The sequence below is a fragment of the Streptomyces sp. R33 genome (assembly GCF_041200175.1).
GTDB lineage: Bacteria > Actinomycetota > Actinomycetes > Streptomycetales > Streptomycetaceae > Streptomyces > Streptomyces katrae_B.
This window is the reverse complement of the sequence record NZ_CP165728.1, coordinates 292,304-307,298: the sequence shown is the minus strand read 5'-3', so window position 1 is coordinate 307,298 and position 14,995 is coordinate 292,304. Positions and strand designations below refer to the sequence as shown.

At 71.1% G+C, this 14,995-nt stretch carries 18 protein-coding genes; 10 read left to right on the top strand and 8 right to left on the bottom strand.

Annotated elements, in window-relative coordinates; all coding sequences use genetic code 11:
• Positions 1-20: 20 nt before the first annotated feature.
• The 3 genes from AB5J51_RS41590 to AB5J51_RS41580 all read left to right on the top strand — a co-directional run bounded on the left by AB5J51_RS41590 (position 21) and on the right by AB5J51_RS41580 (position 1,922).
• Positions 21-458, top strand: coding sequence for a hypothetical protein (locus tag AB5J51_RS41590; protein ID WP_159047430.1), 438 nt, complete (start codon positions 21-23; stop codon positions 456-458).
• A gap of 104 nt (positions 459-562) precedes the next feature.
• Positions 563-1,018, top strand: coding sequence for a hypothetical protein (locus AB5J51_RS41585; protein ID WP_199828221.1), 456 nt, complete (start codon positions 563-565; stop codon positions 1,016-1,018).
• Between the two features lie 112 nt (positions 1,019-1,130).
• Complete coding sequence (locus AB5J51_RS41580; RefSeq protein WP_369780597.1) at positions 1,131-1,922, top strand: transposase family protein; 792 nt, start codon at positions 1,131-1,133, stop codon at positions 1,920-1,922.
• Between the two features lie 163 nt (positions 1,923-2,085).
• Here the strand turns inward: AB5J51_RS41580 and AB5J51_RS41575 are convergent, their stop codons facing one another.
• Positions 2,086-3,012: a hypothetical protein gene (locus tag AB5J51_RS41575; RefSeq protein ID WP_369780596.1), complete on the bottom strand. Its 927-nt coding sequence runs from the start codon at positions 3,010-3,012 to the stop codon at positions 2,086-2,088.
• On the opposite strand from AB5J51_RS41575, the gene AB5J51_RS41570 reads away from it, so the two are divergent.
• Complete coding sequence (locus tag AB5J51_RS41570; RefSeq protein ID WP_369780595.1) at positions 2,996-3,631, top strand: FAD-dependent monooxygenase; 636 nt, start codon at positions 2,996-2,998, stop codon at positions 3,629-3,631. The genes AB5J51_RS41575 and AB5J51_RS41570 overlap by 17 nt on opposite strands.
• 24 nt (positions 3,632-3,655) lie before the next feature.
• On the opposite strand, the gene AB5J51_RS41565 is transcribed toward AB5J51_RS41570, so the two are convergent.
• Complete coding sequence (locus tag AB5J51_RS41565) at positions 3,656-3,979, bottom strand: putative quinol monooxygenase (RefSeq protein WP_136227353.1); 324 nt, start codon at positions 3,977-3,979, stop codon at positions 3,656-3,658.
• A 125-nt stretch (positions 3,980-4,104) separates the two neighbouring features.
• Between AB5J51_RS41565 and AB5J51_RS41560 the strand changes: the two genes are divergently transcribed.
• Positions 4,105-5,079, top strand: coding sequence for a GlxA family transcriptional regulator (locus tag AB5J51_RS41560; RefSeq protein WP_369780593.1), 975 nt, complete (start codon positions 4,105-4,107; stop codon positions 5,077-5,079).
• A gap of 8 nt (positions 5,080-5,087) precedes the next feature.
• Here the strand turns inward: AB5J51_RS41560 and AB5J51_RS41555 are convergent, their stop codons facing one another.
• The 5 genes from AB5J51_RS41555 to AB5J51_RS41535 form a co-directional block, all read right to left on the bottom strand.
• Positions 5,088-6,083, bottom strand: a complete 996-nt coding sequence (locus AB5J51_RS41555) for a 3-oxoacyl-ACP synthase (RefSeq protein WP_327364912.1) — start codon at positions 6,081-6,083, stop codon at positions 5,088-5,090.
• A 165-nt stretch (positions 6,084-6,248) separates the two neighbouring features.
• Positions 6,249-6,458, bottom strand: coding sequence for an acyl-CoA carboxylase subunit epsilon (locus AB5J51_RS41550; RefSeq protein ID WP_030301114.1), 210 nt, complete (start codon positions 6,456-6,458; stop codon positions 6,249-6,251).
• 13 nt (positions 6,459-6,471) lie between these two features.
• A complete protein-coding gene (locus tag AB5J51_RS41545; RefSeq protein ID WP_030301112.1) occupies positions 6,472-8,043 on the bottom strand; it encodes an acyl-CoA carboxylase subunit beta in 1,572 nt (523 codons plus the stop codon).
• The gene (locus tag AB5J51_RS41540) at positions 8,040-8,930 is read right to left on the bottom strand and encodes a hypothetical protein (RefSeq protein WP_369780591.1); all 891 of its coding nucleotides are present in this window, start codon (positions 8,928-8,930) and stop codon (positions 8,040-8,042) included. Before AB5J51_RS41540 ends, AB5J51_RS41545 begins: the two co-directional genes overlap by 4 nt.
• 228 nt (positions 8,931-9,158) lie before the next feature.
• Complete coding sequence (locus AB5J51_RS41535) at positions 9,159-9,710, bottom strand: TetR/AcrR family transcriptional regulator (RefSeq protein WP_369780589.1); 552 nt, start codon at positions 9,708-9,710, stop codon at positions 9,159-9,161.
• Positions 9,711-9,927: 217 nt separating this feature from the next.
• Here AB5J51_RS41535 and AB5J51_RS41530 point away from each other — a divergent pair, with 217 nt between their 5' ends.
• The 5 genes from AB5J51_RS41530 (at position 9,928) to AB5J51_RS41510 (ending at position 14,114) form a co-directional block, all read left to right on the top strand.
• A complete protein-coding gene (locus AB5J51_RS41530; RefSeq protein ID WP_030301103.1) occupies positions 9,928-10,401 on the top strand; it encodes an ester cyclase in 474 nt (157 codons plus the stop codon).
• 44 nt (positions 10,402-10,445) lie between these two features.
• Positions 10,446-11,882 carry a DHA2 family efflux MFS transporter permease subunit gene (locus AB5J51_RS41525; RefSeq protein ID WP_369780588.1) on the top strand — a complete coding sequence of 479 codons (1,437 nt, stop codon included), beginning with the start codon at positions 10,446-10,448 and terminating at the stop codon, positions 11,880-11,882.
• A gap of 215 nt (positions 11,883-12,097) precedes the next feature.
• Positions 12,098-12,565 carry an ester cyclase gene (locus tag AB5J51_RS41520; RefSeq protein WP_051833123.1) on the top strand — a complete coding sequence of 156 codons (468 nt, stop codon included), beginning with the start codon at positions 12,098-12,100 and terminating at the stop codon, positions 12,563-12,565.
• A gap of 71 nt (positions 12,566-12,636) precedes the next feature.
• Positions 12,637-13,383, top strand: coding sequence for a 3-oxoacyl-[acyl-carrier-protein] reductase (gene fabG / locus AB5J51_RS41515; protein ID WP_327364917.1), 747 nt, complete (start codon positions 12,637-12,639; stop codon positions 13,381-13,383).
• The gene (locus AB5J51_RS41510) at positions 13,380-14,114 is read left to right on the top strand and encodes a 4'-phosphopantetheinyl transferase superfamily protein (protein ID WP_369780587.1); all 735 of its coding nucleotides are present in this window, start codon (positions 13,380-13,382) and stop codon (positions 14,112-14,114) included. Before fabG ends, AB5J51_RS41510 begins: the two co-directional genes overlap by 4 nt.
• A gap of 137 nt (positions 14,115-14,251) precedes the next feature.
• Here the strand turns inward: AB5J51_RS41510 and AB5J51_RS41505 are convergent, their stop codons facing one another.
• Positions 14,252-14,938: an RNA polymerase sigma factor gene (locus AB5J51_RS41505; RefSeq protein ID WP_369780585.1), complete on the bottom strand. Its 687-nt coding sequence runs from the start codon at positions 14,936-14,938 to the stop codon at positions 14,252-14,254.
• Positions 14,939-14,995: the final 57 nt, after the last annotated feature.

Below are 14,995 nucleotides of genomic sequence, written 5' to 3'. Positions count from 1 at the left end.
CCTCGGGCAAGGGGGCGGCCGTGCGCGAGACCGTATGGGGCGGCTGTACGCGCCGGGCCCTGCAGGCCGGCAGCGCCGCCGAGACGGATCGTGGCTCCTGGGTGCGGGGCTGCCTCAACGGCGTCGCCAACGCCCCTGAGCAGTTGCCCGCCGGTCCCGTGACCAGGCGGGCCACGGATGCAGAAATGCTGGAGCGGTTCCGTGCCTGGGCTCGCGCCAAGGGTGAGGCGCAACAAGTCGACCACGTCCGCATGCTGGTCACAGCCCAATTGACCGAGAAGGACTATGACGTTGAGTTGAGCACGGACTACTCGGCAGGGCCCGGAAATCCTGGATCTGAATCGCTTGCCCAGAGTTTCGTCGAGTGGTGGGACGGTGACCGTGGCCGGGACGGTATCGCCAGGAACGTTCTGGTCCTTGGGACAGATGGAGAGAGGCTGACCGCACAGCGCATCTGAGGAGTCCACGGCCCCGTAGCGCTGGCTCTTCGGCAGCTTCACCGAAAGTGCCGAAGAGCCAGTTCCTGCGCGCTGTAGCCGGGGCGGCCTCTACGATCCGATGCATGCTGGATCCCGAGCTGATGGAACGGATCACCGCGCGACGCGTGGAACTGGACGAACTCGAAGAACGGCTGGCCAAACAGCTGGCAGAGGTACGGATCGAGCGGGACGAGCTCGCCGTCGCCGAACGCGTCCTTGAGCGGATGACCGAGCAGCTCGCCGAGGAACGCGCCTCGGACCTACCGGTGCCCGGGCAGGTGGCTGGACGGGCGGTGATGCTGGTCCCGCACCGCGAACTGGGCGTGGAGGAGAGCGCGCTGCCGCCGGACTATCAGCGCATCCTCGCCGTTGTGCGGCAGGCCGCCGGACCGGTGATGGCCCGCGAGGTCGGCGAGGTGGTGGGGGTGGACGTCAGCGTGCGGGCCAAGCTGGAACCGCTGCGCAGCAAGCTGGTCCGACTCGTCGATCGCGGCTGGCTGCGGAAACTGCCCGACGGCCGGTTCACCACGCGCCTGTGACCAGGAACGCCGCCGCTCGGAGGGGCTCGGCACGGGCGTAACCCGGGCGCCCCCGACGGCCGTTGGAATTGTGTGACGAATACCAAAGACCGCGCCGAGGACACCCGCCCGCTTGTCTACCAGTGCCGTCTGTCACTGTCCACGCGTACCGTCAACCACCTCGCCGATCTGCTGCGGCCATCTGAAGGCGATTGGGTCCCGGTGGCGGATCCTGCCGCCGGGGAAGATCGCGGTGATTATCCTGGCCGTACTGCGCCACGACCAGCGCCTGGCCGACATGGCTGGCGGCAACGATGTGTCCGAGTCCACCGTCCGCCGCTGGCGCGACGAGCTGATCGGGCTGCTCGCCGCCCAGGCACCGCGTCTGGACCGCGCCCTGAAGAAAGTCGTCAAGCAGGGCGGGGAGGTGGTCCTGATCGACGGCACCCTCATCCGCACCCAGCGCCGCACCGGAAGGGCCGACCGGCGGAACTATTCCGGCAAGCACCGCAGCCACGGCCTGCACTTCCTCGCCCTGACCGACGAAAACGGCCGCTTGATCTGGATCTCGGCCGCCCGGACCGGCCGCACCCACGACAACACGGCCGCCCGCCACGACCACATCCTGGCCCACCTGCGCGGCGCCGGTCTCGTTGCCCTTGCAGACCTTGGCTTCCGCGGCCTGGACAACGACGTACTTGACCCTGTGATCGTCACCGGCTACACCGCCACCCGCACCCACAAGCTCACCCCGGGCCAGAAGGAAGCCAATCGGGTCCTCGCCGTCGGACGTGCACCGGTCGAGCACGGCTTCGCCCACCTGAAGAACTGGCGGACCCTCACCAAGCTCCGCACCGATCCCGCCCGCGCTACCCAACTCTTGCGTGCTCTGCTCGTCCTGACGAACCTCGAAGTCGACCGCTGACGGACGATCTTGTCTGCAGACTCCCGCCCGCGACCAGCACGAGCACCACGAGAACGGATCACACCAGCCCTTTGACCTGCGACTTCAAGTTGGCGAAGGCTCAGTGGGGTGCACCGCACCGTCGGTGCGCACCACCGCACCGGGTGCGCACCATCGGGTCCACTCAGTTGCCGGCCTCGCGGCCGCGGTGCGGTCCGGGCCCCTGCGGGCGGTGCGCCTGCTGGTCGTCCGGGCGCACCGGGCGCACTACGTCGGCGTCGTGCTGGCCGGTGTGGCGGTCCGCGCGGAGCCGGGATTCGGCGGCCATCTTGGCGGCCGTCTCCTGGATAAGGCGCAGTCGGTCGGCCGTGAGATCGAGGGCTTCCACATCCGTACGGGACTCCCGCAAGGCCCGCAGCGCCGTCATGTCGATCGCCTCCCGGCGTCCGGGCTCCGGCTCCTGGTCGTCGTGCTCGACTTCGGCGGTCGGAGGCGCGAGCAGCTGCTCGGGCATCGCCGCTTGCTGGTGCCGGGCGACGTCGTACGCCCGGCCCCGCACGGCGGCGGACGTGGTGGTGCGCAGCTTCTCCCGCACCACCGCACCGGCGAGGACGGCCCGGTCGTACTGGAGCGGGATGCGAGGGATCTCCCACTCCCCCGCGTCCTGGCCCGGAGGCCGGAGCGCAGCCGGCTCGCCGGGGTCGGCCGGGGGTTGCCGGTCCGGGTCGGGCGCGAGAGTGGGTGGGCGGGGCCGGGCGGGGAGGTCGGCCAGGTCCCACCGGGCGGTGTAGAGGCGGTAGTCCGCCAGCAGGCCGATCGTGGTCTTCGGCTCGCTGATGTCCAGGCAGTGGGTGGAGATGGCGGCGGCCACGATCTGCTCGTCCAGGCCGGGTTCGCGGCGGCGTCCGCGACCGACGAGGGCGAGGTGGCGGCGGGCTTCGGCGAACAGGTGCCGGCGGTGGAAGCGCCCGCCGTCGTTCATCACGAACACCGTCGCGGTGACGTCGACGGCCGCCAGGGCGACGTCGACCACGGCGGCGACGCGGGCCCGGATCGCCGCGGCTGCGGCGCCGGCGTACTCGAGGAGGGAGGTGATGACGTCGGCGGCCACCCCGGAGCTGACGTACGTCTCGCCGCGCCGGACGGCGCTGACGTACAGCACGGCCGGGGACGCGGGAGCCAAGGCCATGTTCCTGTTCGCCTCCGAGTCCCTGGACTACGACCGCCACGACGTGGCCCAGCAGAAGAGAATGCTGGCCGAGGCGTACGCCGGCGAGGCCTGGGAGGTTCCCCGCCTGCTGGAGGCACTCGACGGCGCGCCGGACTTCTACTTCGACTCTCTCAACCAGGTTCACCTGGACGAGTGGTCCAGGGGCCGCATCGCCCTGGTCGGCGACTCCGCGTACTGCGCGTCGCCCGCCTCCGGGCAGGGGACCAGCCTCGCCCTGGTCGGCGCGTACGTCCTGGCCGGCGAACTCGCGGCCGCCGGGGGCGAGCACCGGGCCGCCTTCGAGGCCTACGAGCGGGAGATGCGGCACTTCGCCGCGGAGAACCAGAAGCTCGGCCCGGCGAACATCAAGCACATGGTGGTGCCGACCAAGATGCAGATCTCGGTGCAGCTGACCATGCTCTCCGTGCTCGGGCGGCTGCCCGGCAAGGAGCGCATGATGGCCAAGGTCATGGAGCCGGTCCAGAAAGCGGCGAAGGCGATCACCCTCAAGGACTACTGAGCAGGCTCGTACCGCTGCCGCGGCTCAGGCGAGCTTGGCCGCCAGGATGTCGACCGGGAGGATCTCGGGGGCCTCGGCGAGCAGCTTCGGGGCGTTCTCCATGAGGGCTGCGGCGATCCTGCCCTGGAGGTGGGCGGTGCGGGCCTCGTCGCTGCCGAAGGCGTCGAAGACGCCGAACGTGGTCGGGCCGAGGCGCAGGGCGAACCAGACGGTGGTACCGGTTTCCTCCTGGGCCAGGGCGAGGGCTCCGGTGAGCAGCCCCTCGACGTCGTCGGCGTGCTCCGGCTTGGCCTCGATCCGGGCGAGCAGGCCGACGCGGGTGGTCTCGGGGACGGAAGCGCTGGTCATGGAGGCTCTCCTTCTACGGTGGCGGACCGCGCCGTGCGGTGCGCGCCGTGCGGTACGCCCACCGTAGGAGCGGGCCCCTGACCACGCTCAGTGGCGGATCCGCCGGATGCTTTACCGTTTCCGACATGCGGATCTCGGTGCTGGTCATGGACGGCCTCTTCGACTCCGGGCTGGCCACGGTCCTCGACGTCCTCCAGATGGCCAATGAGCTGCGGGGCGAGCTGCCCCATCCCCCGCCGCGCTGGGAGCTGACCCGGGTCAGCGGCTCCGGCGCCGTGCGCACCGCCTCCGGGCACGTGATCGAGGCCGTCGCCGTCGAGGACGCCCCACGGCCCGATCTCCTCGTCGTGCCGGGCGCCGGCCCCAAGCAGCCGGAGCCGCTGCTGGACTGGGTGGCGTCGGCGGAGCGCGGTCCGCAACGCGAGGCCCTGCGCCAGGCCCGGGCCGACGGCATTCCCCTGGCGGCGGCCTGCACGAGCACGTTCCTCCTCGCCGAGGCGGGGGTCCTGGACGGGCTCTCCGCCACCACGAGTTGGTGGCTGGCCCCGGCCTTCCGGCAGGCCTACCCGCTGGTGGGACTGGAGGAGAGCAACATGCTGGCCCACGCCGACGGAGTGATCACCGCCGGCGCCGCCATGGCCCACCTCGACCTGGCGCTCGCCCTGGTCCGGCAGGCGAGCCCCGTGCTGGCGGAGCTCACGGCCCGCTACCTGGTCGTCGACGACCGCCCCACCCAGGCCGGTTACGCGATCCCCAGCCACCTCGCCCGCACGGATCCCACGGTCAGCGCCTTCGAACGCTGGGTGCGGCAGCACATCGACGAACCCCTGCGGATGGCCGACGCGGCCCGGGCGGTCGGCGCGAGCGAACGGACCCTGCAGCGGGCCGTGGACCGGGTGCTGGGGGTGTCGCCCCTGCGCTTCGCCCAGACCATCCGGCTCGAACAGGCCACCCACCTGCTGCGCACCACGGATCTCCCCACGGATGCCGTCGCCCGCCGGGTGGGCTACGAGAACGCCTCGACCCTGACCACCCTGCTCCGCCAACGCCTCGGCACCACCCCGGGCCGCCTGCGCACCCCGGACACCCCCCGCCCGTGACGGGAGTTCTAGGCCACCACGCGCTGGACGATCAGGCAGGACCAGGTGAAGCCGCCGCCACCGCTGAAGCTGATGGCGTACTCACCCGGCGCGAGCAGGTCCTCCTCCCAGACGTGGGCGAGGTTGGCCAGGGCGTCCCCGCCGCCGAGGTGTCCGGTCTGCCCACCGAGCTGGAGGATCTCCGCCTTGAGGACGTCTTCCATGATCGGGAGGTAGAGGAGCTCGATCGTCTTCGGCCCGAGCCGGGACAGCGTCGCGCAGCGGATCCGCGGATCGTGCGGGGTCAGGCCCGCTTCCGCCAGCGCCGTCATCAGCGTGCTGCGCACCTTCTGCGGGCCGATCTCGCCGAACCGGGCCATGCCGCCCGACGCGAGGAAGGCCTTCTTCGTACGCCGGGCGTCTATCGGCGCGGAGTGGGTGAGCGGAGCCGGGCTGAAGCCGTCGTCCCCGCGGTACATCGTCTCCAGTTCCGGAGCCGCCGAGGTGGCGTACGAAACGATGCGCAGCCCCGGCCCGGAGCGGGCGAGCACGGCCGCGGTGCCGCCGTCGCCGAAGACCGCGTCGTAGTCGCTGCGCCACCGGTCGAAGCCGGGCGCGGTGAACCGGTCGCCGGTGGTGACGAGCGCGGTGCGCACCGACGGGTCGGCCTCCAGCCGGACCGCCGCCGTGTGCAGGCCCATCGCGCCCACGTGGCACATCTGCTGGACGCCCATCGGGATCGCGTCCACCGCTCCCAACTGGTGGGCCACGTAGTGGGCCGGGGACCAGAAGTCCTGGCCCTGGTGGTAGATCCAGCCGTGGACCACCATGTCGAGGTCCGCGCCGGCCACACCCCCGAGGGCGAGGGCTCGCCGGGCTGCCCGTACGGCCATCTCCGGGCCGGAGGCGTCCTCGGACACGGGCACCTCACGGGCACCGGTCGCCCGTGCGTCGTCCTCGGAGACGAGTCCGGCGCGCACGGCGGCTTCCGCCGTCTGGCGGGTGTCCGGCAGCCAGGTGGACACGGCACGGATGGTGGGATTGTTCCCGAAACGCATTCGGGCTCCTTTGTCGAGGTTCTGTTCCCGGGTCGCCCGGACAGAGCGGCCCGTCACGGCGGCGAGGACACCGCGCCACCGTGATCCGCCTCACCCGGAAGGCAAGGGGGACGAAGGCCGTGTGACGAGTGCTCAGCTCTGCCAGGAATGCGGCGCGCGGAAGGCCGGCATCGGCTGCGGCCGTCGTCGGCCCGCCGTGGAGCCGGCGGACCGGGCGGCCGGCGCCCCGGGCTGCGGAGCGGCCCGGGCCAGGAGGACCGCGGTGATCGCAGCCAGTTCCTCGGCCTCGGGGTTGCCCTTCTCGACGCGCAGCAGTGGAGCGGCGACGGCGGGAGTGCTCACGTGTCTCTTCCTCCTACTGCGGTGGGTTGCCGTGCTTGCGGGACGGCAGGTCGGCGTGCTTGTTGCGGAGCATGGTGAGGGCGCTGACGAGGGTGGCGCGGGTCTCGGCGGGGTCGATGACGTCGTCGACGAGACCGCGTTCGGCCGCGTAGTACGGATGCATCAGCTCGGCCTTGTACTCCTTGACCATCTGGGTCCGCATGGCCTCGGGGTCGTCGGCCTCGGCGATCCGGCGGCGGAAGATGACGTTGGCGGCGCCCTCGGCGCCCATGACCGCGATCTCGTTGGTGGGCCAGGCGTACGTGAGGTCCGCGCCGATGGACTGCGAGTCCATGACGATGTAGGCGCCGCCGTAGGCCTTGCGCAGGATCAGGGAGATCCGCGGGACGGTGGCGTTGCAGTACGCGTAGAGGAGTTTGGCGCCGTGGCGGATGATTCCGCCGTGTTCCTGGTCGACGCCGGGCAGGAAGCCGGGAACGTCCAGGAGCGTGATGATGGGGATGTTGAAGGCGTCGCAGAGCTGCACGAAACGTGCGGCCTTCTCCGAGGCGTGGATGTCGAGGACGCCTGCGAGGGCCTGCGGCTGGTTGGCGACGATGCCGACGACCTGGCCGTCGAGCCGGGCCATCGCGCAGATGATGTTCCGGGCCCAGCGCTCGTGGATCTCCAGGTACTCGCCGTCGTCGACGAGCTCCTCGATCACCTTCACCATGTCGTACGGACGGTTCCCGTCCACGGGCACCAGGTCCAGCAGTACGTCGTTGCGCCGTCCGGCCGGATCCTCGCTCGGGTACGAGGGCGGGTTTTCCCTGTTGTTGGAGGGCAGCATCGAGATGAGGTAGCGGACCTCGGAGATGCAGGTCTCCTCGTCGTCGTACGCGAAGTGCGCGACGCCGCTGGTCTCGGCGTGCACGTCGGCGCCACCGAGCCCGTTCTGCGAGATCTCCTCGCCCGTCACCGCCTTGACCACGTCCGGGCCCGTGATGAACATCTGCGAGGTCTCACGCACCATGAACACGAAGTCCGTGAGCGCGGGGCTGTACGCCGCACCACCCGCACACGGGCCGAGCATCACCGAGATCTGCGGGATCACACCCGAAGCCTTCGTGTTCCGCTGGAAGATCCCGCCGTACCCGGCGAGCGCGGAAACGCCCTCCTGGATACGAGCACCCGCACCGTCGTTCAGCGACACCAGCGGAGCACCCGCCGCAATCGCCATGTCCATGATCTTGTGGATCTTCGTCGCGTGCGCCTCGCCCAGCGCGCCGCCGAAGATCCGGAAGTCGTGCGCGTAGACGAAGACCGTACGGCCCTCGACCGTGCCCCAGCCGGTGATCACACCGTCCGTGTAGGGCTTCTTGTCCTCCAGACCGAACCCGGTCGCCCGGTGCCGGCGCAACTGCTCGACCTCCTGGAACGAACCCTCGTCCAGCAGCAGCGCGATGCGCTCCCGCGCCGTCAGCTTGCCCTTGGCATGCTGCGCCTCGGTCGCCCTCTCACTCGGCCCGCGCCTGGCCTGCTCGCGGATCGCCTGCAGTTCCGCCGTCCGCGCCCTCGACTCCGTCGGCGTCCCGGTCCCGCTCATCGGTGGCTCCCTTCGCCGCGCTCCGGCTGCTGCACCACGAGACAGGACCAGGTGAAGCCGCCGTCTCCGGTGAGCACCAGCGCGAACTCACCCGGATCGAGGAGCCGCTGGTCCGTGATGTCCGCCAGGCAGGCGAGCGTGTCCCCGCACCCGAGATGACCGGTGCGCGCGGGCACCGGCCGCGGAGTGCCCGTCAGGGTCTCGCGCACCACCAGCAGGTAGACGGACTCCAGCGTCGGGGCTCCGAGCCGGGGCAGGGCGACCTGGCGAATCCGCGGGTCGCCGGCGGCGAGCCCGGCTTCGGCCAGCGCCTGGGTGAGCACCTTGCGTACCGCGTCCGGTCCGGCGTCGGCGGACGCGTCCCCGTCCGCCGTTGCGTGGACCACCTGGGCGACGAGCCGGAGACCGCTCCCGGAGCTGCTCAGAACCGCTGCGGCGGCACCGTCGTGATGTGCGGCGTGTCCGCTCGTCCCCCCACCGGAATCCGCGGGGGCATGTGCGTCGGCGGTCGTGACCAGGACGGTTTCGACCGCGGGGTCCGTGACGAGCTGGATCGCGGCGCTGTAAAGGGCCATCGTTCCGGAGTGACAGCCCTGCTGAATTCCGAGAGGAACGGCGGCGATCGCGCCTATTCGGCATGCCACGTCGTGAGCGGGGCAGCGAGAATCATCACCGTGCCGGGATAGCGAATTGTGCATCAGCAGGTCGATCTCGACGCCTTCGACGCCCGCCAGCGTCAATGCGTCGCGGGCCGCCGAAACGGCCATGTCGAGCGCGGACGGCGGTTGCGGGACCAGTAATTCCGCCGCCCTCGCGGCGGGGCTCCCGCTCGGCTCGGGCAGCCATGTCACGGCCGCGTTGATCGTCACGGCCTCGCTGAAGCGCATCAACAGGCTCCCGTCCCGGACTCGGTCTCTCGACCCGAGTGGCCCCGTGCGGGCCACTGCGTGGGGAACAGAGCTCACCGGACCGCTCCGGGATACACCTGGGCCGGGTGCGCGCGGCGCGGTGTGCGCGGCGCGGGTCCACCCGGCCTGTGGGGGGGACGGCCCCTGGGCGGCGGGAGACGGGTCCGCACACGAGGGCCGCCGTGTGGCAGGGGCCGTTCGCAGCCGTCAGGGCGACCAGTTCTCGACGGGCAGCACCGCCACGCAGGCCTCGGCCCAGGGCTCGTTCAGGTTCCACAGGTCCATGGCGGCCATGTCGTTGAGCATCATTCCCAGGGACAGGAACTGCTTGACCGTGACGTCGTCCGCCCCGGACCTGCTCTGGACCGCATGCCACATGCGGCCGAACCCGGTCTGGACGGCGGCCCGGATCTCGGGGTCGTCGCACGCCGCGAAACCGTGCAGCTGAATCAGCAGGAACGTGCGGTCCTCGCGGACGAGCGTGCGGTACATCTCGCCCATCGCAATCAGGGCGTCCGTACCTCCGAGTTCGGCGGCGGCCCGGTTGAAGTTCTCGACGATCTCGTCGAACATCGCCTCGACAACTGCGATGAAGAGACCACGCTTCGTTCCGAAGAGCCGGAATACGTAAGGGTTGCTGATGTCGGCTGCCCGGGCAATTACTTCGACCGATGTTCCGTAGAAGCCGGTTCGGGCAAATTCTTCAGAGGCGATTCCCAAGATCTGCTTCCGCCGATCGGCGCCCGTCATTCTCTGCATGCCCATATGTAACCACGCACCTGCTTCTTGCCTTGCCCGGCGGGGGGGACGGGCGGCGTTGACTGAGTAGTGACTAAGTACTATCTTCCCGGTTGTGGCGCCGCTCTGCAAGCGGTCGGTCACCTCTTGTCGCCTGGGGTTCGGGACCCCCGCCGTCCCCAGGCGGCACCCCCCCCAGCCACCCCGACTTCCGTTACGAGCCTTGCGAGGTACCCACATGTCCGGATCCGCTCCCGCCACCACGTCCCCCGAGGCCGCCCGCGCCCTGTGGGCGAAGTGGAACGCCCTCTGGAACGGCGAGCTCGACTTCTCCCGCGCCGACGAGGTGCTCGCCGACAAGTTCACCGTCCACGGCACCAGCCTCGCGGGCCGCATGAAGACGGCGAACGTCGACCAGATCGTGGACCGCGCGGGTCTGGTCGCCTGGATCCAGGGCACCCGCGGGGCGCTTGAGGAACTGCACTTCACCGACGAGCCCGGTCCGATCGTCGACGGCGATATGGTCGCCGGCCGCTACCGGGCGACCGCCGTGCACCGGGGCGGCACCCCGGGCGCCACCGCTCCGATCGGCACGCCGACCGAGCACGTGGGCATCAACATCCTCCGCATCGAAGACGGCCGCTTCACCGAGTACTGGACCGTCGCCGACACCCTCGGGCTCCTCACGCAGCTCGGCCTCATCAAGGACTGACCGGCCTTGGCACCCCTGAACCCCAGCACCCTGAACGGACTTTTATGAGCACCCACCCCGTGACCGAACGGCCGGCCCCCGCAGCGCCCGGCCGGACCCCGCGCCGCGACTGGCGCCGCATCCTGGCCGCCGGCACGATCTCGGCGGGCATCATCGTCTCCACCCTCGACCTGACCATCGTCAACGTCGCCTTCCCCGCCATCGGCGCCGACTTCACGGGCGCGTCCGTAGCCGACCTGTCCTGGATCCTCAACGGCTACGCGATCGTCTTCGCGGCATTGCTGATCCCCGCGGGCCGGTTCGCCGACCGCTTCGGCATGAAGAACGTCTTCCTGACCGGCCTCCTCCTGTTCACCCTCGCCTCCGGACTGTGCGCCGTGTCCGGATCGGTGGAGATGCTCAACGCCGCCCGCGTGCTCCAGGCCGTCGGCGCCGCCGCGCTCGGCCCCACCTCCATGGGGCTGCTGATGGTCACCTACGGACCCGAGCAACGCGCCAAGGCCATGCGGGTCTGGGCCACCGCCGCCGGCGTCGCCGCGGCATCGGGGCCCCTCGTCGGCGGCGTCCTCGTCAACGTCTCCTGGCCGTGGATCTTCCTGGTGAACCTCCCGATCGGCGTGGTCGCCCTCGTCGTCGGCGGCAAGGTGCTCGCCTCCGGACGGGGCCCCGCCGGACAGCGCCGGCCGATGCCCGACCTCCTCGGCTCCGTACTGCTCGCCGGCGGCATCGGACTGCTGTCCCTCGGCATCATCAAGGCACCCGACTGGGGCTGGACCTCGGCCCGGGTCCTCGGCTGCCTGGCCGCCGCCGTGGTCCTCGTCGCCGCACTGCTCTTCCGCTCCGGCCGGCATGCCAGCCCGGTCATCGACCTCGCCCTGCTGCGGATCCGCGACTTCTCCATCGCCAACCTCGCCGCCGCGCTGTACTACATGAGCTTCGCCGCCACCGTCCTGTCCGTGTCGCTGTGGTGCCAGAACGTCTGGGGATGGTCGGCGCTCTCCACCGGCCTGGCCATGGCGCCGGGCAACCTGCTGCTGCCGTTCCTGTCGGTGCTGTCCGGCAAGCTCGTGGCGCGGATCGGGCAGGTGCTCTCGATCGTCCTCGGGTCAACGGTCATCGCGATCGGCGCCGCCTGGTGGGCCCTCGTCATATCCGTGGAGTCCAACTACCTGCTGGGCATGCTCCCCGGCGTCCTGCTCACCCGGATCGGCATGGGCCTGTCCCTCGCCCCGCTGATGGGCGCCAGCACCCGCGACCTCCCTCCGACCGCCGTGGCCACCGGCTCCGGCCTGAACAACATGTTCCGTCAGGTCGGCTTCGTGCTCGGGGTGTCGATCCTGGTGGTGCTCATCGGCAACCCGGTCGGCTCCGACGCCGCACTGACCGCGTTCCGCTACGGCTGGTGGTTCACCGCCGCGGCATCGGCTGCCACCGCCCTCGTCGCCCTGGTGCTCCGGTCCGATCGCCCCAAGGCCGGCTGACGTCCGGCCTGCCCCACCAGACCCTTCGCCCGGAGGCCTGCCCCTCGGGCCCCCGAACGCCGGATCCGTCACACGGAAGCCGGGTGGACACGGCTCACCACGCCGTGCCCGCCCGGCTTCCGTGCGTACGCGCCCCTTCCGGCGCACGGGTGTATCCAGCGGCGTTCCGAGCGCTCTGTAGGGACGGACGATCCGCCCGCACCCCCAGGAGCACCATGCCCAGCACTGCGACCACTCCGCGGCAGCACGACCGGCACACCGAGCTGTGGGACAAGTGGATGGAACTCTGGAACGGCCGACGGGAACGGGCCGACGAGATCCTCGCCCCCGGCTTCGTCCTGCACCTCCCGCAGTACGGAATGCCCGACCCGGCCACCCTCCGCACGTCCGAGCAGTTCGTCGCCTGGATCGACGCCTTCCGCTCGTCCTACGAGAACGCCCGTATCCGGACGGACCTGGGGCCGTTCGCCGACGGCGACCACGTCATCGGCCGGTGGATCTTCCAGGGCAGCTGGCAGCACGGCCGGCCCGCCGGAGTCACCGCCGCCCCGGGGACCCCGGTCACCCTGCGCGGCGCCGACATCCTCCGCCTCGACGACACCGGACGCATCGCCGAGTACTGGCTCTCCGACGATCTGCTCGACGTGTACGTGGGCCTCGGCGCCCCGCTGCCCAGCCCCTGACAGGGCCCCCGTCCCCCCTGCTTCCACCGCCGCACCCCGACCTGATCCCGATCTGTGAAGGAACCCCCGCCATGCCGCAGCGCTCTGGCCGTCTCGTCATCGTCACCGGAGGATCACGCGGTATCGGCCGTGCGATCGCCGTCCAACTCGCCGCCGAGGGATACGACATCGCCTTCTGCGGCCGCAGCGCGTCCGCCGCCTCGGAGGAGACCGCCGAACTCGTCAGGGCCCAAGGGGCGAACTGCTTCCACGAGCCCTGCGACGTCGCCGACCACCAGTCCGTCGAAACCTTCGTCAAGCGCGCGGAGGCCGCCCTCGGCCCGGCCTACGGGCTGGTCAACTCCGCCGGGATCGTCAAGGACAACCACCTGGTGATGATGCCGGTCGACGACTGGCAGAGCGTGATCGACACCAACCTCACCGGAACCTTCAACTTCTGCCGCACCGTCGGCTTCGGGATGCTCAAGCGGCGCGCCGGCGCGATCGTCAACATCTCCTCGGTCGCCGGCGTCTACGGACACGCCACCCAGGCCAACTACGCCGCGTCCAAGGGCGGTGTGAACAGCCTGAGCCGCACCCTCGCCAAGGAACTCGCCCGTCACGGCATCCGTGTCAACGTGGTCGCCCCCGGCTTCATCGAGACCGACATGACGGACCAGCTCAGCGAGAAGGCGACCAAGGAAGCCCTCGCATCGGTACCGCTGCGACGCTTCGGCACCGCCCGGGAAGTCGCCGACCTCACCGCCTTCCTGCTCTCCGACAAGGCCTCCTACATCACCGGCCAGGTGCTGCAAGTGGACGGCGGCGTGGCGTTGTGACCTCCGCGCACCCGGCGCCCGGCACGGGCGAACTGCACACGTGGTGGCTCTCCGTGCCGCCGCCGGGCGCGACCCCACGGCCCGGTCTGCACCCGAGCGACGAAGACGGCAACGGCGACGGCGACGGACAGCGGCAGTGGCAGCGGGCCACCCGGCCGGGCCGGTCCCTGCACCGCCACCGCCGGGCCTTCGCACACGCCGGTCTGCGCCTGCTGCTCGCCGGCTACCTCCCCGCCTCACGCGGGGAGCCGACACCGGCCCGCGCGGCGTGCCCCGTCTGCGCAGGACCCCACGGCCGCCCGTACGTCAGCAACGACCAGGGCCTCGAATTCTCCATGTCCCACTCCGGCGACGGCGTGCTCTACGCCTTCACGACGGGCGGCGCCGTCGGCGTGGACGTGGAATCCGGTCCCGTCCTGGACCGCACGCGGCACACCGTGTCCCGGTGGCTCGCCCCCCACGAGCTCCGCGCCATCGAAGCCGCGCCCGAGGGCGAGCGGCCCGCGGCGTTCCTGCGTACCTGGGTGCGCCGGGAGGCATGGCTCAAGGCCGCCGGAACGGGGCTGGCGCACGGAATGGGGCCCGCGCCCGTCCAGGTGCCGGGCGGGCCGCAGATCATCGATCTCGAAGTCCCCGACGGGTACACGGCCAGTGCCGCCGCCCCCGCCGGCACGCGTCACATCCGCCACAGACGGATACCGCCGGGACGGATACTCGACACGGCGGTATGAGACAGAGCGAGGAGCACCGGTATGCCGGATGACAGCACCCCGACGCCGACACGGCCGTCGGAGACGGACGCGGACGCCGAGGCCCTGCTCGCCCGGCTGCGGGCGGCGGTGGGCACTCCCTCCGCAGCACTGGTACGTCAGATCAGTGCCTGGCCCGCGCCCTCGGGCGGCTCGGTCCACCCGGCATGCGTCCCCCGGGCCGAAGCGGATTCCGCCTGACGCTCCCGCTCCCGGTCCAGTTGCCCGGCCAGCCGGCGCAGCGCCCGACCGCGCAGCGGCCCCACCGAACCGCGGGCTATGCCGAGGCGCAGGCTCACCTCGTCGTAGCTGGGCGCCGGATCGGCGCTGACCAGCGCGAGCAGCGCCTGGTCCCGCTCGGACAATCGGGCCAGCGCGGCACGGATCTCGGCGCGGCTCTCCCGCTCGAGCAGCGCCTCCTCAGGACCGGACTCCGTGCGCCGGTCCCGGTCCAGGGTGGTCATGTCCTCGACGGGCACGTAGCGGACCGTGCGTTCGTACTGGCGCAGGCTCTCGCGCCGCGCGCACGTCGTCAGCCAGGCGGGGAACCGCTCCGGGGTGTGCATGCGGGCCAGGTTCTGGTGCACGCGCAGCCAGGTCAGCTGGAAGACCTCCTCGCAGTCGGAGTCGCTCAGCCGGTGGGACCGGGCAACCGTCCAGACCAGCCGTGCGTACCTCTCCACGAGCGCCGTCCACGCCTCCTGGGAGCCGGCCAGACAGCGTGCGACCAGCTGCCCCGGATCCTGCTCCGGTACGTCCGTGAGCTCACGGAGGACAGGCGCGGGTCGCGACTGCGTCAACATCATGGGTACCTCTCCGCCCTTCCGGCCTGCAAGCCGTCAACCGATGCGGCGGGAGCCGCT